At 65.4% G+C, this 20,099-nt stretch carries 19 protein-coding genes; 9 read left to right on the top strand and 10 right to left on the bottom strand.

The features are described from left to right. Positions 1-428, top strand: a 428-nt coding sequence (locus AC04MI_RS16045; protein WP_476498145.1) for a GatB/YqeY domain-containing protein, incomplete at its 5' end; no start/stop codon positions are given. 89 nt (positions 429-517) lie between these two features. On the opposite strand, the gene AC04MI_RS16040 is transcribed toward AC04MI_RS16045, so the two are convergent. After that, a complete protein-coding gene (locus AC04MI_RS16040; protein ID WP_436077841.1) occupies positions 518-1,462 on the bottom strand; it encodes a LysR substrate-binding domain-containing protein in 945 nt (314 codons plus the stop codon). Positions 1,463-1,586: 124 nt separating this feature from the next. Between AC04MI_RS16040 and AC04MI_RS16035 the strand changes: the two genes are divergently transcribed. From AC04MI_RS16035 to AC04MI_RS16025, 3 genes are all read left to right on the top strand, one after another. Beyond that, the gene (locus tag AC04MI_RS16035) at positions 1,587-2,690 is read left to right on the top strand and encodes a tartrate dehydrogenase (protein WP_476498144.1); all 1,104 of its coding nucleotides are present in this window, start codon (positions 1,587-1,589) and stop codon (positions 2,688-2,690) included. Positions 2,691-2,838: 148 nt separating this feature from the next. Beyond that, positions 2,839-3,252 (top strand): hypothetical protein, encoded by a 414-nt coding sequence (locus AC04MI_RS16030; protein WP_436077839.1) that lies wholly within the window; start codon positions 2,839-2,841, stop codon positions 3,250-3,252. Positions 3,253-3,722: 470 nt separating this feature from the next. After that, positions 3,723-4,619 (top strand): LysR family transcriptional regulator, encoded by an 897-nt coding sequence (locus AC04MI_RS16025; RefSeq protein WP_436077838.1) that lies wholly within the window; start codon positions 3,723-3,725, stop codon positions 4,617-4,619. Between the two features lie 22 nt (positions 4,620-4,641). Here the strand turns inward: AC04MI_RS16025 and AC04MI_RS16020 are convergent, their stop codons facing one another. The 3 genes from AC04MI_RS16020 to AC04MI_RS16010 are packed head-to-tail and all read right to left on the bottom strand — an operon-like array spanning position 4,642 to position 5,857. Beyond that, positions 4,642-4,899 carry a hypothetical protein gene (locus AC04MI_RS16020; protein WP_146871551.1) on the bottom strand — a complete coding sequence of 86 codons (258 nt, stop codon included), beginning with the start codon at positions 4,897-4,899 and terminating at the stop codon, positions 4,642-4,644. Continuing rightward, entirely contained in the window at positions 4,896-5,321 is a 426-nt protein-coding gene (locus AC04MI_RS16015; RefSeq protein WP_476498143.1) for a VOC family protein, read from the bottom strand. Before AC04MI_RS16015 ends, AC04MI_RS16020 begins: the two co-directional genes overlap by 4 nt. After that, positions 5,321-5,857 (bottom strand): helix-turn-helix domain-containing protein, encoded by a 537-nt coding sequence (locus tag AC04MI_RS16010; RefSeq protein ID WP_436077836.1) that lies wholly within the window; start codon positions 5,855-5,857, stop codon positions 5,321-5,323. Before AC04MI_RS16010 ends, AC04MI_RS16015 begins: the two co-directional genes overlap by 1 nt. Before the next feature lie 237 nt (positions 5,858-6,094). Here AC04MI_RS16010 and AC04MI_RS16005 point away from each other — a divergent pair, with 237 nt between their 5' ends. Continuing rightward, the gene (locus AC04MI_RS16005) at positions 6,095-6,856 is read left to right on the top strand and encodes an NAD(P)-dependent oxidoreductase (protein ID WP_395453430.1); all 762 of its coding nucleotides are present in this window, start codon (positions 6,095-6,097) and stop codon (positions 6,854-6,856) included. Between the two features lie 115 nt (positions 6,857-6,971). Here AC04MI_RS16005 and pmbA read toward each other — a convergent pair whose 3' ends face one another. Continuing rightward, on the bottom strand, positions 6,972-8,414 hold the full coding sequence (gene pmbA / locus AC04MI_RS16000; protein WP_121942327.1) for a metalloprotease PmbA: 1,443 nt from the start codon (positions 8,412-8,414) through the stop codon (positions 6,972-6,974). A 64-nt stretch (positions 8,415-8,478) separates the two neighbouring features. Here pmbA and yjgA point away from each other — a divergent pair, with 64 nt between their 5' ends. The 3 genes from yjgA (at position 8,479) to AC04MI_RS15985 (ending at position 10,859) form a co-directional block, all read left to right on the top strand. Then, positions 8,479-9,150: a ribosome biogenesis factor YjgA gene (yjgA, locus tag AC04MI_RS15995; RefSeq protein WP_099730855.1), complete on the top strand. Its 672-nt coding sequence runs from the start codon at positions 8,479-8,481 to the stop codon at positions 9,148-9,150. Next, positions 9,143-9,742, top strand: a complete 600-nt coding sequence (gene mog, locus AC04MI_RS15990; protein WP_260668142.1) for a molybdopterin adenylyltransferase — start codon at positions 9,143-9,145, stop codon at positions 9,740-9,742. The genes yjgA and mog overlap by 8 nt, the downstream gene beginning before the upstream one ends. A 61-nt stretch (positions 9,743-9,803) precedes the next feature. Continuing rightward, positions 9,804-10,859, top strand: a complete 1,056-nt coding sequence (locus AC04MI_RS15985; RefSeq protein WP_436077835.1) for a hypothetical protein — start codon at positions 9,804-9,806, stop codon at positions 10,857-10,859. 32 nt (positions 10,860-10,891) lie between these two features. Here AC04MI_RS15985 and cysE read toward each other — a convergent pair whose 3' ends face one another. Together cysE and AC04MI_RS15975 are read right to left on the bottom strand one after the other, a co-directional pair. Then, positions 10,892-11,674, bottom strand: a complete 783-nt coding sequence (gene cysE / locus AC04MI_RS15980) for a serine O-acetyltransferase (RefSeq protein ID WP_476498142.1) — start codon at positions 11,672-11,674, stop codon at positions 10,892-10,894. 36 nt (positions 11,675-11,710) lie between these two features. Further along, on the bottom strand, positions 11,711-12,523 hold the full coding sequence (locus AC04MI_RS15975; protein ID WP_476498141.1) for an RNA methyltransferase: 813 nt from the start codon (positions 12,521-12,523) through the stop codon (positions 11,711-11,713). A 175-nt stretch (positions 12,524-12,698) separates the two neighbouring features. Between AC04MI_RS15975 and AC04MI_RS15970 the strand changes: the two genes are divergently transcribed. Next, the gene (locus AC04MI_RS15970; RefSeq protein WP_476498140.1) at positions 12,699-13,655 is read left to right on the top strand and encodes an inositol monophosphatase family protein; all 957 of its coding nucleotides are present in this window, start codon (positions 12,699-12,701) and stop codon (positions 13,653-13,655) included. 205 nt (positions 13,656-13,860) lie between these two features. Here the strand turns inward: AC04MI_RS15970 and AC04MI_RS15965 are convergent, their stop codons facing one another. The 3 genes from AC04MI_RS15965 to AC04MI_RS15955 form a co-directional block, all read right to left on the bottom strand. After that, complete coding sequence (locus AC04MI_RS15965; RefSeq protein ID WP_056743920.1) at positions 13,861-14,991, bottom strand: response regulator; 1,131 nt, start codon at positions 14,989-14,991, stop codon at positions 13,861-13,863. 24 nt (positions 14,992-15,015) lie between these two features. Continuing rightward, positions 15,016-19,884: a PAS domain S-box protein gene (locus AC04MI_RS15960; RefSeq protein WP_436077833.1), complete on the bottom strand. Its 4,869-nt coding sequence runs from the start codon at positions 19,882-19,884 to the stop codon at positions 15,016-15,018. 45 nt (positions 19,885-19,929) lie between these two features. Beyond that, positions 19,930-20,099, bottom strand: a 170-nt coding sequence (locus AC04MI_RS15955) for an EAL domain-containing protein (RefSeq protein WP_476498146.1), incomplete at its 5' end; no start/stop codon positions are given.

Raw genomic sequence — 20,099 nt, 5'->3', positions numbered from 1 at the left:
TCACCGAAGACATGAAAACCGCCATGCGCGCCAAGGACAGCGAGCGCCTGGGCACCATCCGCCTGCTGCAGGCCGCGATGAAGCAAAAGGAAGTGGACGAGCGCATCGTGCTGGACGACGCGGCCGTGGTGGCCATCGTGGACAAGCTCATCAAGCAGCGCAAGGACTCGATCACCGCCTTTGAGGGCGCAGGCCGCCAGGACCTGGCCGACAAGGAAAAGGCCGAGATGGCTGTGCTGCAGGCCTACCTGCCCGAGCGCATGTCGGCAGAAGAAACGCTGGCTGCCGTGAAGGCCATCGTGGCCGAAATCGGCGCATCGGGCCCTGGCGACATGGGCAAGGTCATGGGCGTGGTCAAGACCCGCCTGGCGGGCAAGGCCGATATGGGCCAGGTGTCGGCCGCCGTGAAAGCGGCACTGGCAGGCTGATCGCCCCTGCGGTCGTGCCCACGGTACGACCGGTATCTTTTTGATAGCTGCTAGCGCTTGTAAGACGGGCGCTAGCAGCTATTTTCACTTCAAACCGAGGCGTTTGCGCCCACACCGGTCTCTGCGCTGCGCGACGCCCAACCGGCGCGAAAGTGCGCCTGCAAAAACTCCACGCACACCCGCACTTTGGCCGAGCGCTCCAGCCGCGTGGGGTAGACGGCCCACACATTGGCTTCTTGCTGCCACTGCGGCAGCACCTGCACCAGGCGCCCGGTCTGCAGGTGCGCGCCCACATCCCACAACGAGCGCAGCACCACGCCACGTCCGTCCACCGCCCACTGCACGGCCATCTCGCCGTTGTTGGCCGACAGCGGGCCGCGCACCTTCACCGACTCTTCCTGCGCACCGCTGCGCAGGCGCCACACGCCAAATGGATGGTCACGCTCCTTGATCACCAGGCAGTCGTGCGCGGACAGATCGGCCACCGTGCGCGGCGAGCCCTTGCGCTGCAGGTAGGCAGGCGCTGCACACAACACGCGGTGGTTGTCGGCCAGGCGGCGGGCRATCAGGTGCGGCGCAATCTCGTCGCCCACGCGCACGTCCAGGTCAAACCCTTCGCCCGCCACGTCCACCAGCCGGTCGAACACCTCCAGCCGCACCTGCAGCCCCGGGTGCTGCTCCACCAACCGCGACAGCGCAGGCGCCACGATCTGGCGGCCAAAACCAAAGCTGCTGCTCACCCGCAGCAGCCCGCGCGGCTCGCTGCGCGTCACCGCTACCTCCTGCATCAGCTGCTCCATGTCGTCCAGAATGCGCTGCGCCCAGTGGAAGACGCGCTCGCCCTCCTCCGTCACCGCCACGCGGCGGGTGGTGCGGTGCAGCAGCTTGACCTGCAGGTCCTGCTCCAGCAGGCGGATGCGTTTGCTGACGTAGGCGGGCGAAGTGCCCAGCTCGGTGGCGGCGCCGCCAAAGCTGGCCTTGCGCACCACGGCCGTGAACACGCGCAGGTCTTCCGCTGCAGGATTTTTATGCACGATGTGTGAAGGATAAGGCCACAGTTAGCGGATTGTAGTTATCGGAAGCGTTGGGAACAATGCAGGCCATGCCGCTGGCTGCGCCCTGCAGCCGCACCCTCGAAGCCATTGCAAGGACCGCTTGATGACCCCCTCCACTGCCCCCAAAACCTACCGCATCGCCCTCATCGCCGGAGACGGCATTGGCAAGGAAGTGCTGCCAGAAGGCCTGCGCGTGGTGCAAGCCGCCGCAGCGCGTTTTGGCATTGCGCTCGAAACCACTGCCATCAACTGGGCCAGCTGCGACTACTACGCCGCCCACGGAAAAATGATGCCCGACGACTGGAAGGCGCAGCTGTCGGGCATGGACGCGATCTTCTTCGGCGCCGTGGGCTGGCCCGCCACCGTGCCGGACCATGTGTCGCTGTGGGGTTCGCTGCTCAAGTTCCGCCGCGAGTTCGACCAGTACATCAACCTGCGCCCCGTGCGCCTGTTCGAAGGTGTACCCTGCCCCCTGGCGGGCCGCAAGCCCGGCGACATAGACTACTGCGTGGTGCGCGAGAACACCGAGGGGGAGTACACGTCGCTCGGCGGCATSATGTACGAGGGCACCGACCGCGAGATCGTGATCCAGGAATCCGTCTACTCCCGCCACGGCGCCCACCGCCTGCTGAAGTTCGCGTTCGACCTGGCGCAAAGCCGCCCCAAAAAGCACGTCACCCTGGCTACCAAAAGCAACGGCATCGCCATCAGCATGCCCTGGTGGGACCAGCGTGCCGACGACGTGGCCCAGGCCTACCCCGAGGTCACGCTGGACAAGCAGCACATCGACATCCTCACCGCCCGCTTTGTGCTGCAGCCTGGGCGCTTTGACGTGGTGGCCGCCACCAACCTGTTTGGCGACATCCTCAGCGACCTGGGCCCKGCCACCACCGGCACCATCGGCCTSGCGCCCTCGGCCAACCTSAACCCSGAGCGCAMGTTYCCMWSSCTGTTCGAGCCSGTGCACGGCTCSGCGCCCGACATCTAYGGCCARAACATCGCSAACCCGATYGCSATGATCTGGTCGGGCGCGCTGATGCTGGACTTCCTCACSCASGGCCAGGGYGCGGGCAGGTTGGCACACGATGCCATCGTGGCGGCCATCGAAGAGGTGATCAAGAGCGGGCCGCGCACGCCGGACCTGGGAGGAAGCGCCAGTACAACGCAAGTGGGACAAGCCATCGCGGAGCACGTTGCTGCCGCCTGATCGGTGCACGGCGTCAGGAACGCACCACTGTTGGCAACGAGCGCCCGTCACCAGGATTGAACTGCCCCAGCACGGCTGCAGCACGGCTGCAGCACCGGTACTGCCGAATCGATAACTGCCCCACTCCACCCTCTGAGCAAGGCCCTATATGAAGCCCGTCACCACCATCTTCTGCACCGCCGCCATGGCCTGGCTGGCCAGCAATACCTATGCATGCAGCTGCAAGCTCGCCTCTGCGCAAGCAAATGCTCCACAGGCCACGGTCGTGTTCAAAGGGGTTGTGACAGAAGAGATCGTCGACCCTGCGAATAAAAACGAGTACCGAGCCCTTTTCAGGCCCACGACCATCTACAAAGGCGATCAGGCCACGGCCATCACGGTGCACACTCGGGGCGACCAGGGAAGTTGCGGCGTGCGGTTCGCCAAGGGGTCCGAGCACATGGTGTTCGCCTTCCAATCAGGCCAACGGCTGCGCACCAGCCTGTGCAGCACCTGGCCCATCTCCAAGAGCTATGCCGGCCATACCGCCGAAGTCGAGAGCCATTTCAACCAGCGCAAGTAAGCGCCCTCAGGCCCCACACACGCCGAACGCCCCGTTATGTCCATGACTCTGCGAAGGGCACGGCGGCGAAGGCGACTGCCGGCTGACCAGCAACCAGCCTTCACTCCTGAAATGATAGCTACCAGCGCATGAATTACCTGCGCTACACGCCAATTTCACTCAAATATGGCTCTCACCCACCACCTGGGGGCACCCTGAACTGCTCGGTGACGCGCCGCTCGGCGCGCGCCGCAGCGGCAACCCACCGATCCCTGGCGTTGCGCGCGCCCGCCACGGCCCAACGCAGCGCATGCAGAAACACGACTATGGCAACGGTTCGCACAGGTCGGTGGCGGCCCACAAGGTTTGAAGCAGAGACGGCTCTGGGGGAAGTGGTGTGGGGATGCAGGTGTTTCATGGCCCCGCAATGCTCTCGCCGGGCTTACCATCTGTAAAGTTGAATTCAATGACGACTCACTTCACAAAAGCTGATGCGTAACCTCAATCTCGACCAGTTGCAGACCTTGATTGCCATCACCGACCTGGGCACCTTTGCGGCCGCAGCGCAGGCGTTGCACCTCGCGCCGCCTACGGTGAGCATGCACATCAAGGAACTGGAATCGCGCCTGGGCGCCGAGCTGGTGGTGCGCGGGCGGCGGCAGGCCGACCTCACCCCTGCTGGCGAGGTGCTGGTGCGCGAAGGCCGCCAGCTGTTGCTGGCCAGCGATGACCTGGTGGAACGCGTGCGGCGCCACGCATCGGGCCGCGAAGGCATGGTGCGGGTGGGAGTGTCGGCGGGTGTCAGCACCCGGCTGCTGCCACGCATGCTGGAGGCGCTGGCGGCACACAGCCCCGGGGTTGAAATCCGCCTGGAGGCCGTGGGCTCGGCCGAGTCGATGCAGCGGCTCAAGGCCGGTACGCTGGACATTGCCATCGTCGCCAGCCCCCAGCCGCCGCTGGCAGAGGTGCGCCAGACCCCCTGGCGCAACGACCCCATGGTGGCCCTGCTGCCCGCCGCGTGGGACGCGCCAGACCACGTCGGCCCCGACTGGCTGGCCAGCCGACGCTGGGCATCGTTTGCGCCCGCCACGCAGATGCACGGATTGATTGCCAACTGGTTTGGTCAGGCGGGGCACCATCCGCGCCCGTTTCTGGCGCTGAGCTACCCTGGCGCCCTCAAAAGCCTGGCCGTGGCCAGCCAATGCGCCGCACTGCTACCGATGGAGGAGGTGGAGGACCTGCAGGGCACGCCCGATGTCCAGATCCGCCCGCTGCAACCGCCGCTCATGCGCCCCATGGCCGTGGCGCACCGCCACCAGCCACCGCCCTCGCCCGCCGTGGAGGGCGTGCTGGAGTTGCTGGCGGACTTTGCAGATTTCGCAGAGTGATGGCGGGACACACCGCGCGCCGTCACGCGGGCGGCAAGCCCTGGGCGCCCGGGGCAGGCCTAACAGAAGACCGGACAGCAAGCCGCTGCAGGTAGGGTTGCACGAACAGGTACAACCCCGTCAACAGCAGCAGTGCCAGCGGCGGCAGGGGCGCGTACGTGACCCAGTCCGGCGGGTTGCCTGCACCCTGGGCGCGAGCCACAAAATTGGCGATGACGGCCAACGTGAACGCCATCGACACCCAGCGATGGAACCGCCGAATTCCCGCACCGGCGCTCATTGCACACCTCCAGCAGCGAGCTGGATCATCTTCCAGCCGTTGCCCGCCGGGTCCCGAAAGCCCGCGTCCACGTTGCCGTACCGGTCCACGGGCTCCTGTGTGAACTCCACACCCAGGTCGCGCAGCCGGGCATAGTCGGCGCGGCAGTCCGCTACATGGAGCACCAGCGCAGGCATGGCTCCTTTGGCCACCATCGCGCGCAAAGTTTGCGCTGTGGCTTCATCATGGATCGGTGGGCCAGGCCTGAACAGGCCGAGCTGGAAGCCCGGCTGMTCGGGGTGCTGCACCGTCAGCCAGCGGTAGGGGCCATTGCGCACATCCGTGTGCACCTGAAACCCGAGCTTGCCCACATAGAACGCGAGCGCTTCGTCCTGATCGTCCACATACACGCCCACCACACCAATGCCTTGGTTCTTCGTCATCAGATCTCCTTGGTTGTTGATGACGGGTTTGTACCTTCCGCCAGGCGGCGGCGCTTCTCCGAAACTGCGGTGGTGAGGTCAGGGCGTTGTGCGGCTTTCAATACGCAGGCCGGCACCTTGTCCAGTGGCTCCAAACGGGCCTGGGCCTGGGCCTGAAGGCGCACCGCACTGGGGCTCTGCCCCGTGATGTCGCGAAAGGTGCGGCCGAAGGTGCCCAGGCTCTCCCAGCCGGTGGCAAACGCAATCTCGGTGATGGGCAAGTCCGTGTCGCGCAGCAGCGTGGTGGCCTGTTCGATGCGGCGGGTCAGCAGGTAGCGGTGGGGCGGGATGCCAAACGCCTGCCGGAAGGATCGTGCGAAATGCGCCTCAGAGACGCCGCTGACCTCGGCCAGCCGCTGCACCGGCCAGGCTTCGTGCGACGCAGCGTCCATGCGGTCCTTGGCGCGCAGCAGACGGCGCAACAGGGCCGGGTCTTGCGGCGCAATGGGGTCAGCGGTATGGCCGTTGGCTGGGGGCTTCGGGGGCACGACAGGCATGGTGGGCACAGCATATCGCCTGTCCGTCGGCGTTCCTGCACCACCTGTACGGCGGCAGGCAAGACCCGCGAGAACCCGCAGGCAAAGACAAGCACTGTGAACAAAGTCACCGTCTTCGCGATGGGCCTCACCCGCCGTTAGCGCTGCAGAGACGATGGCATGGAATCATCGCGGCATCGCCCGTCGATGACCACCCGGCCATCGGCAGACCTTTCCTCAATCCTCTCGCGAATCATCATGAAGCGTCTTCTCATCCTGGGAGCCACGGGCTCCCTCGGCCGCCACGTACTGCAGCAAGCTGTTGCGGCAGGCCACCAGGTGTCAGTGCTAGTGCGCAACCCTGCCCGGCTGCCCCAGGACCTGCGATCACGCATCACGGTGCACCAGGTGGACCTGGGGTCCGTGGCAATCAGCGCCTTGGCAGACATCATCCGGGGCCACGAGGCGTTGATCAACTGTGCGGGGCTGGTCACCGAAGGTCGCGTCTTTGTCGACCTCGTGGACCGCATTGTTTCCAGCGTGGAGTCCCTGGCACCCGCAGAGCGGCCAACCTGCTGGTTTCTAGGGGGCGCTGCGGTGCTCGACATCGGCCAGACAGGCCGCTGGGGTGTTGAACTGCCCAAGGTGCGCGACACCTATTGGCCGCACAAGAAGAACTTTGAGCGCCTGAACACCTCGTCCCTCGATTGGCGCCTGCTGTGCCCGGGACCGATGGTCGACCAACCCGCGCTGGGGATCGCCCGGCTGCGCATCGCCGCGGACCAGCTGCCGGTCTCCGTGCCAGCCTTTGCGGGCAGGCTACCCAGCCCATTGATGCTGCTGCTGTTCGCATCGAAGGTGCCGCAGATGATCGTTCCCTATGCCGACGCAGCTTCTCTGATGCTGGCCCATCTTGAGCCCCGGGATGCGATGTCCCGGCACCGCGTCGGGCTCGCGCTGCCCGTGGGCATGCGCGGGAAGAAAGACACCTGGGCGGCCAAGCCCCGCAGTGCCACCTGACGAAACCCTCCATGAAAAAAGGCCCTCGCAGTCACGAGGGCCTGGGGCGGGAGAGTTGCAGAAAACCCTCATCACAACAGCAACTGGCGGTATCCGCCTGCTGCGGGCACGAAGATCAGCTGCCCGCCACCTTCATGCGGTTGACCAGGATCGAACCCACCGTCTTGGCACCATAGTTGTAGGCATCGGCACCCACGGCCTCGATGCCCTTGAGCATGTCCTTGAGGTTGCCTGCAATGGTGATCTCGTGCACTGGGTAGGCGATCTTGCCGTTCTCGACCCAGAAGCCGCTCGCGCCGCGCGAATAGTCGCCCGTGACGTAGTTCACGCCCTGGCCCATCAGCTCCACCACAAACAGGCCCGTGCCCAGCTTTTGCAGCATGGCGTCCAGGCTGTCGCTGGCTTGCGTGAGGCGCGATGTCATCACCAGGTTGTGCGAACCTCCGGCGTTGCCCGTGGTCTTCATGCCCAGCTTGCGGGCCGAGTAGCTCGACAGGAAGTAGCCCTGCACGCGACCACCCTGCACCACCTTGCGCGGTGCCACGCGCACGCCTTCTTCGTCAAACGGCGAGCTGCCCTTGCCACCCAGGATGAAGGGGTCTTCCAGGATGTCGATGTGCTTGGGAAAGACCATCTTGCCCAGCGAGTCGAGCAAGAAGCTGCTCTTGCGGTACAGCGAGCCGCCACTGATGGCCTGCACAAAACCGCCCAGCAGGCCAGCGGCCAGGGTCGACTCAAACAGCACGGGGCATTGCGTGGTAGGGATCTTGCGGCTGCCCAGGCGGCTCAGCGCACGCTGCGCGGCGTAGCGGCCCACGGCCTCGGGCGAGGCCAGATCGGCTGCGTTGCGCATCGAGCTGTACCAGGCGTCGCGCTGCATTTCGGCGTTCTTGCCGGGCAACGAGGCGATGGGAGCCACCGAGAAACTGTGGCGCGAGCTGGCATAGCCCCCGCGAAAGCCGCGTGTGTGAGCGCTGAAGAAATGGCTTTGCTGGGCCGACACGCCAGCACCTTCGCTGTTGGTGATGCGGCGATGCGTCTTGAAAGCCGCGGCCTCGCAGGCCTTGGCCATCTCTGCGGCTTCTTCGCTGGTGATGGCCCAGGGGTGGAAGAGTTGCAGGTCGCGGTGCGTCTCCTGGGGCGCGATATCGTCGGCATCGGGCAGGCCAGCCACGGGGTCTTCGGCCGTGAAGCGGGCGATGTCGTAGGCCGCTTGCACGGTCTGCTCGATGGCCTTGGTAGAAAAGTCCGACGTGCTGGCGTTGCCTCGGCGGTGGCCGATGTAGACCGTCACGCCCAGCGACTTGTCGCGGTTGCGCTCCACATTCTCCAGCTCGCCCTTGCGCACGCTGACCGACAGGCCACAGCCCTCTGACGCCTCGGCGCCCGCGTCGGTCGCACCGAGCTTTTTGGCATGGGCCAGGGCGCGGTCCACCAGGTCTTCAAAAAACGGGCGGCTGTAGCTGAAGCCGCTGTCAGGGGTGCGGGAGGTGGCAGCTGCGGGCACAGCAGCCAGCGCGCCGGGGGTGCGCGGGGCGCGGTTGGAGGGTTTGTTCATAGCGGCAGCTATGATACTTGCCACTGCGGCGCACCCTGCGCCCGCCTCTCTTTGCCCCCACCCCATGTCACGCAAACCCAAAAAAGGCTACTTTGTGCGAGGCCAGTTTGTTGCCGAAGGCAGCGAACTGGACATTCAGCTCAAGGCCGAACTCAAAGGCACGCCAGATGCCAGCCGCACCGATCTCAAGCGCGAGAGCGACGAACTGCAGGACCTGGGCAAGGAGCTTTTGAACCTGCGCGCCGACCTATTCGACGCCGTGGGCCTGCCCGACAAACTGGTGGAGGCGCTGGCCGAGGCCAAGCGCATCACCAACTTTGAAGGCAAGCGACGCCAGATGCAGTATGTGGGCAAGCTCATGCGCAAGCTCGAACCCGAGCTGGTGCAGGCCGCCCGCCAGGCGCTGGAAGAGCAGCACAAAGGCTCTGCCACCGAAAAGCTGCAACTGCATCTGGCCGAGCAATGGCGCGACCGCCTGATTGCCGACGACGATGCACTGGCCCCCTGGATGGCCGAGCATCCCGACACCGACACCCAGCAGCTGCGCGCGCTGATCCGCCAGGCCCGCAAGGATGCGCAGCCTGCGGGCAAAGAGGCCAACGTCCAGGTCTCGCAAGGCCTGGCGCCCCGCAAGGGCCGTGCATACCGCGAGCTGTTCCAACTGGTGCGCGAGCACCTGGGCGGCACGGGCACGGCAGATGCCAGCGACACCGACGAGGACAACGACGATGAGTGAAGCCGTCCACGACGCCGTCAAGATCGGCATCGTCTCGATCAGCGACCGCGCCAGCACCGGTGTCTATGAAGACAAGGGCCTGCCCGCGCTGCAAGACTGGCTGACGCGTGCGCTGCACAACCCCATCACCTTCGAGTCGCGCCTGATCCCCGACGAGCAGGCCGGCATCAGCGCCACGCTGATCGAACTGGTCAACGCGGGCTGCAGCCTAGTGTTGACGACTGGCGGCACCGGCCCTGCGCTGCGCGACGTAACGCCCGAGGCCACGCTGGCCGTGGCGCACAAGGAGATGCCGGGCTTTGGCGAGCAGATGCGCCAGATCAGCCTGAAGTTCGTGCCCACCGCCATCCTCTCGCGCCAGGTCGCTGTGATCCGAGACCAGAGCCTGATCATTAATCTGCCTGGTCAGCCGAAGGCGATTGCCGAGACGCTGGAGGGGCTGAAAGACGCCAACGGCCAGCAGATCGTGCCGGGCATCTTCGCCGCCGTGCCTTACTGTGTGGACCTGATCGGTGGGCCGTACCTGGAAACGCGGGATGAGGTCTGCAAGGCGTTCCGGCCCAAGAACGCTGTCCGGGCCAAGACCGCCTGAACCGCCTGCGGGCCAGCGCTGGCCCACGGGCGGAAGCTCCCCATCGCCCATCACACAGACGATGAAGTACCTTGCCTTCGCCCTCCCCCATCTGCTGGTAGTCGCCCTGCCCTTGTGGATGTATGTGCGCATACGCGCCATGAAACAGCGCCAGGATGCGCTGGTAAAAGACCTCAAGGGTCGGCACTACTGGCGCATCAACCTGGCCCGCCCCGCATTTTTTGGACGCTGGATGCGGCTTATGGCTTTCGAAGCCAAGGGCGTGCTGATCGACGATGGAGAAGCATTCCGCATCCGGGGGCATTGGGCCAAGACGGGCAAGGCTTTCGAGTCGTTGGTGCCCAAATCGGGGCTGAAGGTCGAGTGGCTGGGCAACCAATCCATCAAGACGGGCAACATCCACTGGGCTCGGCTGGACACCCCCAAAGGCCAGGTGCTGTTCACCGCCGATACCGGCTGGAGCGCCGGGCCGTCGCGCGAGGCCTTGTGCGACATCTTCCGCTCGGCGTTTCCCGACTATCCGCTGGACGAAGAGAACACACACGATTTCGCACTGGAGAAGAACCCTCGCAGCCTGGGCGCGACGGTGCTGTTCCTGGGCCTGATGCTGTTTGCGCTGCTCGACAGCTTTGTGTTCTCCGGCTACGAGCTGACGGATGCGCAGCTCTTCAGCATCCTGCGCTCGCCCCTGACCTGGCTGGTGGCGTCGGTGGGCATCGCAACGGTGGTGGCACTGTGCTACCGGTTCTTCGCTGCAGGGCGCATCCCCTCGCGCGAATCGATGGCGCTGGCCTTGATGCTGGGCACCGTATCGGCCGGGGCTGCCCTGCCCGTGCTCAAGCGGGTAGACCAAATGCTGGCAGGCTCAGTGTCAGAAGACCACGCATACCGCCTGTCGGGCACCTATCGGCTGGAGCCCATCGACACCACGCACGGCCTGCCGCCACTGAAGTTTCCGCGCATGCGGGACTATTGGGAGCAATGGCCCGATGGCAGCGAACACCGCATTCCGCTGATGCACGGACCGCTGGGGCTGTGGCAACTGGACCACGCAAAGTTTGATCCGCCCATCGCGGCTTTCTACGAAAAGAAGAGCAGCAAGCCTGGCAAGCACTGAGCCCGCAGTGCCCCCACGCAACGGCAGGAAGCCTACTTGCCCACCAGCTCGTTGAGCTTGCCCGCCTCGAACTGCTCCTTGATCGCCGCGTCACAGGGCACGCAGTCCTTGGCCTGCAGGTTGGCGGCAGAGAGCTTTTCGATCGCCTGCCACAAGAGCGCGATCTGGTGCTCTTGTGACGAGGCGTTGTCGATCAGCCCACGCATGGCCTGCGAGAGCGGATCGTCCTCCTGCGTGATGCCGTAGGCGGTGAATTTGCGCGATGGCTGGGGTTCGGTCACGTCGGCGCTCTGGCCTTCCTTGGACGGGATGATGCGTGCCGGGATGCCCACGGCCGTGGCGCCAGCGGGCACGGGTTTGATGACCACGGCATTGCTGCCGATCTTGGCGCCGTCGCCCACTTCAAAGCCGCCCAGCACCTTGGCGCCTGCACTCACCACCACATCTTTGCCCAGCGTGGGGTGGCGCTTGGTGCCCTTGTAGAGCGAGGTRCCGCCCAGSGTCACGCCCTGRTAGATGGTGCAGCCATCGCCGATCTCGGCGGTTTCGCCCACCACCACGCCCATKGCGTGGTCGAAGAACACSCGCTCGCCGATCTTGGCSSCSGGGTGGATCTCGATGCCGGTGAACCAGCGCGCAAAATGCGAGATGAAGCGCCCCAGCCACTTCAGGCCGTGGTGCCAGCACCAGTGCGCGGGGCGGTGCAGCCAGATCGCGTGCAGGCCCGGATAACAGGTGATCACCTCCCACGTGCTGCGCGCGGCAGGATCGCGGTCGAGGATGCACTGGATATCGGAGCGCAAGCGGGCGAGCATTGGTTGTTATGGTTATTTGTAAATGGGCTGCACAGTCTATCGTTTCGCCTGCGCCGTCTCGATCATGGCTTTGGCGACACCTCTCAAGATGTGGATTTCCTCGGGGCTGAGCTGCGCGCGGTTGAAAAGCTGGTTAAGGCGGGGCATGAGCTTCTTGGGCGCGGCCGGGTCCAGGAAACCGATGGATGTGAGCGCCTGCTCCCAATGGCCAAGCATGCCCGCCACCTGGGCAGCGTCGGCCAAAGCACGCGGCGGGGTGGCGTCCTGCACCGCAAAGCCGCCCAGCGCCTGGCGCCACTCGTAGGCGATCACCTGGATGGCCGCCCCCAGGTTGAGCGAGCCGAAGCCGGGGTTGGTGGGAATCGACAGCGCCACGTGGCAGCGGTACACATCCTCGTTGGTCATGCCAAACCGCTCCGAGCCAAAGAGAAAGGCCACACCGGCCTGCGGGGCCGCACTCGGGTCTGCAGCGGTGTCGTCGCCTGCGTTTTGAGGGTTTTTGACCTCCAGCRCTAGTACTTCATGCCTGAGTAGCTCACTTTTTAATAGCGCTTCAAAGTGCGCACGCGGCGCTGCTGTGGGGGGGCCAAAATCGCGTGGCGTCATGGCCGTGGCGCACAGGTGGCTGATACCGTCAAGCGCCTCGTCCAGCGTGGCGACGATGCGTGCGTTGTTCAGCACRTCGAGGGCGCCGCTGGCGCGCTGGATGGTTTCCTCGCGCCTGAGCACGTTAGCCCAGCGGGGAGCGACCAGCACCAGGTCGTCAAACCCCATGGTTTTCATGGCACGGGCGGCGGCGCCCACATTGCCGGCGTGGCTGGTGTTGATCAGGACAAAACGGGTCTTCATGGACAGGCGGAGCGAGGGGGGGAAAGCGGCCGGTTAGGCAAAAAAGGGCACTGCGGGTAAAATCCCGCCCTCTATTGTCGCCGCCCGCATCGCCGGGACGGGTCGGACCTCCCCGCTCATCCTGTACGCAGACGCCCGCGCCATCTTGGCCGCGCGCTGCCAACCACCACAATTTATGTCGTCCAATCTGCAYCCCATGCTCAAYGTGGCCRTCAAGGCCGCACGCGCCGCCGGCGCCATCATCAACCGCGCSGCCCTSGACGTSGARKCSGTGCGSATCTCGCAAAAGCAGRTCAACGACTTTGTGACCGAGGTGGATCACGCCTCCGAAAAGATCATCATCGAGACGCTGCTGACGGCCTACCCCGGCCACGGCATCCTGGCTGAAGAGTCGGGCAAGGAATACGGCGCCAAGGATTCAGAATTTGTCTGGATCATCGACCCGCTGGACGGCACCACCAACTTCATCCACGGCTTCCCTGTGTACTGCGTGAGCATCGCGCTGGCCGTCAAGGGCAAGGTCGAGCAGGCCGTCGTGTACGACCCCACCCGCAACGACCTGTTCACCGCCACCAAGGGCCGCGGCGCCTACCTGAACGAGCGCCGCATCCGCGTCTCCAAGCGCACCCAGCTCAAGGACTGCCTGATCTCCACCGGCTTCCCCTTCCGCCCGGGCGACAACTTCAAGAGCTACCTGAACATGATGGCCGACGTGATGCAGCGCACCGCCGGCCTGCGCCGCCCCGGCGCCGCTGCACTGGACCTGGCCTACGTGGCTGCGGGCTTCACCGACGGCTTCTTTGAAACGGGCCTGTCGATCTGGGACGTGGCAGCGGGCTCGCTGCTGGTGACCGAGGCCGGCGGCCTGGTGGGCAACTTCACGGGCGAGGCTGAATTTCTGGAGCAGCGGGAATGCCTGGCAGGCAACCCCCGCATCTACGGCCAGCTGGTGCCCATCCTGGGCAAGTACAGCAAGTTTGCGAGTGCTGGCGACAAGGCTGCTGTGCGCCAGGCGGCGACTCCCGACACGCCCGAAGCCAACAACATTCCAGAGACAGAAGGCGCTGCGGACGCAGCCGAATCGGCGGCGCCCCAGGCCGACTCAGCCAAGGGTGAAGACGCGCCGTTCTGAACATCTCAACTACCGTGCCTCACCGTCAAGCCGGCACACGATGACCGCTGAAAATATCTGGTAGCAGGACCGCGCAGTAGGCGCGCTCGTTACCAGCGCAGCCGTGCAAGGGCCGCCCCGCCGCACTGGCTGCGTCCCCCTTCCCGAATTGCGCAGCAATTCGAGAGAAGGGGGAAGGCGCGAAGCGACTCAGGGGGATGCCTCCCTACACCGGGTCGGGATACTTCTGCGCGATGCTGCGGAAGTCTTCTGCAATGTCCACAAACGCGTCCACCATGTCGGGGTCAAAGTGTGTGCCCTTGCCCCGCACGATGGTGTTACAGGCTTGGTCGTGCGAAAACGCAGGCTTGTACACGCGCTTGCTGATGAGCGCGTCATACACGTCGGCCACCGCCATCAGGCGCGCCGACACCGGGATGGCGTCGCCCGCCAGGCCCTGCGGGTAGCCAGATCCGTCCCACTTTTCCTGGTGGCTGTAGGCGATCTCCTTGGACACGCTCAAAAAGGCCACGCGCATGCCCAGGCGCCGCTCGGCCTCGTCAATGGCATTGCGGCCCAGCGTGGTGTGGGTCTTCATCACCTCGAACTCCTCCACCGTGAGCTTGCCGGGCTTGAGCAGAATGCTGTCGGGGATGCCGATCTTGCCGATGTCGTGCAACGGGGCCGACTTGTACAGCAGCTCAATCATGCGGTCGTTCAGCACATGCTCAAAACGCGGGTGGTGGCGCAGGCGCTCGGCAAGGGTCTTCACATACAACTGGGTGCGGCGGATGTGGTTGCCGGTCTCGTTGTCGCGCGTTTCGGCCAGGGAGGTCATGGCCATGATGGTCACGTCCTGGATGGCCTGCACCTCCAGCGTGCGCATGGCGACCTCCCGTTCCAGGTAGGCGCTTTTGTCGCGCAGAAAATCGGCCGTGGCCTTGAGCGCTAGGTGCGTGTTAACGCGCGCGAGCAGTATCGGCGGACTGATGGGTTTGGTGATGTAGTCCACAGCACCCAGGGCCAGTCCCATGCGCTCGTCGTCGGTGTCGGAACGCGCCGTCAGGAAGATCACCGGGATGTCGCGGGTGGCAGGCGCCTCCTTGAGGCGACGACAGACCTCGTAGCCATCCACCTCGGGCATCATGATGTCCAGCAGGATCAGATCGGGCGGCGTGGCCGACTGGGCAATTTTGAGGGCCTTCTCCCCATGGTTGGCCACCTTCACCACATAGTGCTCGCGCAGCAGACTGCCCATGAGCGTGAGGTTCTCGGGCGTGTCGTCCACCACGAGCACGGTGGCAATCGGCTTGTCAACCAAGGTCGCCGGGCTGGAGGCAAAAGGCGCGTTGTCCATGCAAATGTCCTGCGTGAATGCCGTTCAGGGGGTTTCGAGGGCCGGAGATTCAGAGCCTGGCACCGCAGCCAGGGCTTCCAGCGCCTGCTCGAAATCGAAATTCAGGGTGTGCTTTTCAACGACCTGGAAGGCGCTGCCCAGCGCCGCCTTGAGCACCACACCATTGTGTTGGAAAAATTCAGTGGCTGCAGGATCGTCCTGCTCCAGCAGGCGGCGCAAGTGCTGCCCTGCCTCGGCGGGCGTCATGCCGGCCCCCGGCGCCCTCGCATTGGGCGCCAAACCTGACTCAGGCGTCGTGCCCGCCTGCACGGCCTGCAGCACCCAGTCCTGCAGCCCCTGCAGCAGCGGCTGTAGCGCAGCGCGCAGTTCGGCCAGCAGCGGCACGATGGCCTCGTTGCCATGGCGAAAGCGCAGCGCGTGCTCCAGCGCCTGTGCGCGGTCTGACACGGCCTGTGCGCCAATGTTGGCTGCCACTGACCGCAGCGTGTGGGCCAGGCGCTCGGCCAGTGCGACATCGTGCACCGCGAGCGCACGCTGCAGCTCTGGCAACACCGGAGCCTGCCCTTGCACAAAGCGGCGCAGCATCTCGGCGTACAACCCTGTCTTGCCCAGCGCGCGCTGCAGGCCCAGTTGGGTGTCCAGCCCTGGCAGATCAGGGACATCCACCGGCAGCCACCCTGCGGCCGCTGCACTGGTGGCCGCTACCGGCGTGGCCACTGGAGCCGCACTGCTGCGAGCGGGCACAACCGCCGCACCGAGACCCTGGCGGGGGCGGATCCAGCGTGCCAGCGCGGCCCACAGGGCCGCAGGTTCGATGGGCTTGGCAACATGGTCGTTCATGCCCGCCGCAAAGCAGCGCTGGCGGTCCGCCTCCATGGCGTTGGCCGTCATGGCGATGATGGGCAACTGCGCGTAGCGCGGGTTGCCGCGCAGCAGTCGTGTGGCGGTCTCGCCATCCATGATGGGCATCTGCATGTCCATCAGCACGGCGTCGTAGTGCTTGCGCTCGATGTGGTCGATGGCGATCTGCCCGTTCTCGGCCACGTCGACGGCAAAGCCCGCGTCCAGCAGCAGCTCCATGGCCACCATCTGGTTGAGTTCGTTGTCCTCGACCAGCAGCACGCTGGCGCCCCGGATGTCCAGCGGCAGCTCGTCGGCAGCGGGGGCGGGAGTGGCCGCACGGCGCCCCTCCGTGCCCGATGCCTCCAGCGGCTGCATCAGGGTGTCGAACAGCAGCGAGGCATTCACGGGCTTGATGAGCACGGTTTCGATGCCCTGCGCACGCGCGGCCCGCATCACGTCCTCGCGCCCGTAGGCCGTGACCATCAGCATCTGCGGCACCTTGGGCATGCCCAGGCTGCGAATGTGGCCCGCCAGCTCCACGCCGTCCATGCCTGGCATGTGCCAGTCCAGCAGCAACAGGCCAAACGGCTGGTGCTGTGCCATGGACTCGCGCAGCCGGTCCAGCGCCTCCAGGCCCGAATGCGCCTGCTCCACCACAAAGCCCATCGCCTGCAGCATGTCGGACAGCACCGTGGCTGCGGTATGGTTGTCGTCCACCACCAGCACCCGGGTGCCCCGCAGGTCGGGCGGAGGTAGCAGCACACGCGCCGCTGCCCCACGCTCCAGCGGCACCGACACCCAGAAGGTGGAGCCCTTGCCGAAACGGCTCTCCACGCCCACCTCTCCGCCCATCAGCTCTGCCAGGCTCTTGCAGATCGCCAGCCCCAGGCCAGTGCCACCATAACGGCGCGTGGTCGAGGTGTCGGCTTGCTGGAAGCTCTGGAAGAGGCGCCCCATCTGCTCGTCCGTGAGCCCGATGCCGGTGTCGCGCACCTCGAAACGCAGCCGGACCTGGTTGCCCATCTCCTCCAGCAAGCGCACGGCAATGCTGATCTCTCCGGATTCGGTGAACTTGATGGCGTTGTTGGCGTAGTTGATGAGGATCTGGCCCAGGCGCAGCGCATCTCCCACGAGGTTAGGGGGCACATCGCTGGCCACGTCGCAGACCAGCTCCAGGCCCTTGGCACCGGCCTTGTAGCCCACCACATCGGACACGCTCTCCAGCATGCGGTCGAGCAGAAACGGCTGACGCTCCACCACCAGCTTGCCCGCCTCGATCTTGGAGAAGTCCAGGATGTCATTGATGACCCCCAGCAGGTGCTGGCCCGCCTGCTGGATCTTGCTCACGTAATCGTGCTGGCGTGGACTCAGGCCCGACTTGAGTGCCAGGTGCGACATGCCGATGATCGCGTTCATGGGCGTGCGGATCTCGTGGCTCATGTTGGCCAGGAAGTTGGACTTGAGCGCGGTGGACTCCTCGGCCAACTCCTTGGCACGGCGCAGCTCCTGTTCAGCACGCTGGCGGTCGGTGATGTCCACGAACGTACCAATGGTGCCGCCGGGTGTGCCATCGGGGCGCGCAAAGCCATGCAGCCAGAACAGCGTATGGTGCAGCTCGCCGTCGGCATAAGGCAAATCGACCTCGCGGTGCACCTTGCGCTCGCCCTCCATGGCCTGTATCGCGTCCTGCTCGAAGCGCGTGCGGGTCTCCTGCGGCAGATAGTCCAGATCCATCACCGTCTTGCCGATGAGCGCCTCGCGCGAAACGCCAAAGGCGTGCTCATAAGCGCGGTTCACGCCGATGTAGCGCCCGTCCGCGCCCTTGTAGAAAAGGGGCACTGGGATGGCGTCGATCAACGCCTGCTGGAAATCGAGCTGCCCGGCCACCTGCTCCTCCAGGAGCTTCTGGTCGTGGATGTCCACATTGACGCCCACCACCCGCACCGGCTGGCCCTGGGCGTTGCGGAAGATGCGCGCGGCCTCCAGAAACCAGCGCACCTCGCCATCGGGGCGCACGATGCGCCAGGAGTCGCGCAGGTAGTCCTCGGTGCCTGCAAGGCAGCTGTCGAAATAAGCGCTTGCCTGGTCGCGGTCTTCCGGGTGCAGGCAGTTGAGCCAGAAGTCGCGCCCATCAGGCTGGGTTCCAGGGGGCAGGCCCATCATCTGAGCCAGCTTGTCCGACCAGAGGATCTCGCCGGTGACCAGGTTCAGGTCGAACACCCCGATCTTGCCCGCTTCCTGCGCCAGCTCCAGGCGTTCCTGGGCCTGCTGGATCACGCGCTCGGCACGCCGCTGCTCGCTGACATCTTCAATGACCCAGATCGAGGCGGTGCCAAAGTCGTCCATCTTGACGCTGCGGCCCGCCAGGCGTGCCTCGAACTGGCTGCCATCCAGCCTGCACAGGGTAGCGGTCTCGCGCAAGGCCTGGCCCGAGGCCAGTGCCGGCGTGACGCGGGCAGTGAACAGGTCGGCATGGCCCGTCCCGCCAAACAGCACCGACACCCCCAGACCCAGCAGCTGTGATGCGGTACCACCCATGAGATCCACAAACGCCGGGTTGAACTGGCGGAACTGTCCGTCGCACACCATCACGATGGGCGGTGCGTTGTCGAAGATGGCAGTTTGCTGCTCCAGCAGCTCGTTGAGCAGGCGTTCGCGACGCTCCAGCTCCTTTTGCGCCTGGATGCGTTCGGACACGTCCTCGTGAAGGCCCACGATGCCGATGCGCTTGCCCCGCCCATCAAACACGGGCGATAGCGTGGCCTCGTCGTGGTAGATGCTCCCGTCCTTGCGCCGATTGACGAACTGGCCCTGCCAGGACTTGCCCGACAGCAGCGCGGACCACATCAGCTGGTAGGTCTGTGCGGGCGTTTGTCCGCTGGCCACCAGCGATGGCTTTTTGCCGCGCACCTCGTCCAGCGAATATCCCGTGTTGCGCTCGTACTGGGGGTTGACCCAGTCGATGCGGCCGTCGCCATCGGTGATGACCACGGACACCGGGCTGCTCTCCAGCGCCGTACCCAGCACCCTGAACCGCTCCAGCGCACTGGCCACCCGGGCACGGCTGCGCAGCAAGTCCAGAAGCAGCAGGCCCAGCAGGCACAGCAGCACAAAGGCCACCACCCCAATGCGCGCGCGCTGCGTCGACGACATCAAGGCGCTGATATCGTCCAGCGCCACCAGCTGCCACTCGCCCCCCGGGTCGTGCCAGTCAATGGCCCGGCGTTCGACAGCGTAAGTCACGCCGTTGATCTGGACATCTCCGGTATCGGCCGCAAAGGGCAACGCCGAAGCCACGCCATTGTCGAAATGCCGGCCGAACTGGCGTGTGGCGCGGATGGCATCGATACGCGCCTGCGTGAGCGGCGGCGCTACCGCGAACTGCCATTCGGGGCGCGTGGCGGCAAACGCCACGCCCTGCGGCGATAGCAGCACCATGGGCAGGCCCGCGCGCTTGAGCAGCAGGTCCACCGGCTCAAAACCCACCTTGAACATCACCACGCCGATGATGTTGCTCGATGGCGTGTCGCTTTCATAGAGTGGCGCTGCGTAGTACAGCCCACGCTCCTGGGTATTGCTGCCAATGGCGGCATACACACTGTTGGCGCCCTGGATGGCCTGCTGGAAGTACGGGCGGAATGCAAGGTTCAGGCCCGTGGATCGTTCGCCAGGCGTCTCGTGCGCTACCACGGTGCCATCGGCAGACATTACGTACACGCCTTGCACCAGAAAGCGCCCGCGCGCCACGGCCAGGCGGGACAGTGCCTCGGGGTGGTCAGGGGGCAAACGGCCCAGCGCCATGTCCTTGAGCAAAGGCTCGCTCAGGCCCATCAGCGATACCGCCCCGAGCATGGAGCCGCCAGTGGTCTGGGCTTGCAGGGCATCTGCCGTCTGGTGCAACACGCGTGAACGCTCGGTCGCCCGCTCGCCCGCTCGCCAGTGCTGTGCACCCTGCACCACCAGCACTGCGCCGATCAATGCCAGGGCCACCACCACCAGCAGGCCACGGACGCCGGGGGCGTTACGGTCCACAAGCTTGTCAAACCACATGCCTACGCCCTTGCCACGCAGGCCAGCCACACCGCAGACGTACCGTCAACCAGCGGGATACAGCAATGCATCGATAGCCTCCGCCGGCCCCGGCCTTCCAAACAGATACCCCTGGAACCCCTCGCACCCATGCAGCCTCAGGAACGACAGCTGCCCCGTCGTCTCCACCCCCTCCGCCACCACCTCCAAATCCAGGCTCTTGGCCAGCGCCAGGA

The sequence above is a fragment of the Acidovorax sp. LjRoot204 genome (genome assembly GCF_056175785.1).
The sequence above is the reverse complement of the archived record's forward strand: the minus strand, read 5'-3'. Positions and strand labels throughout refer to the sequence as shown.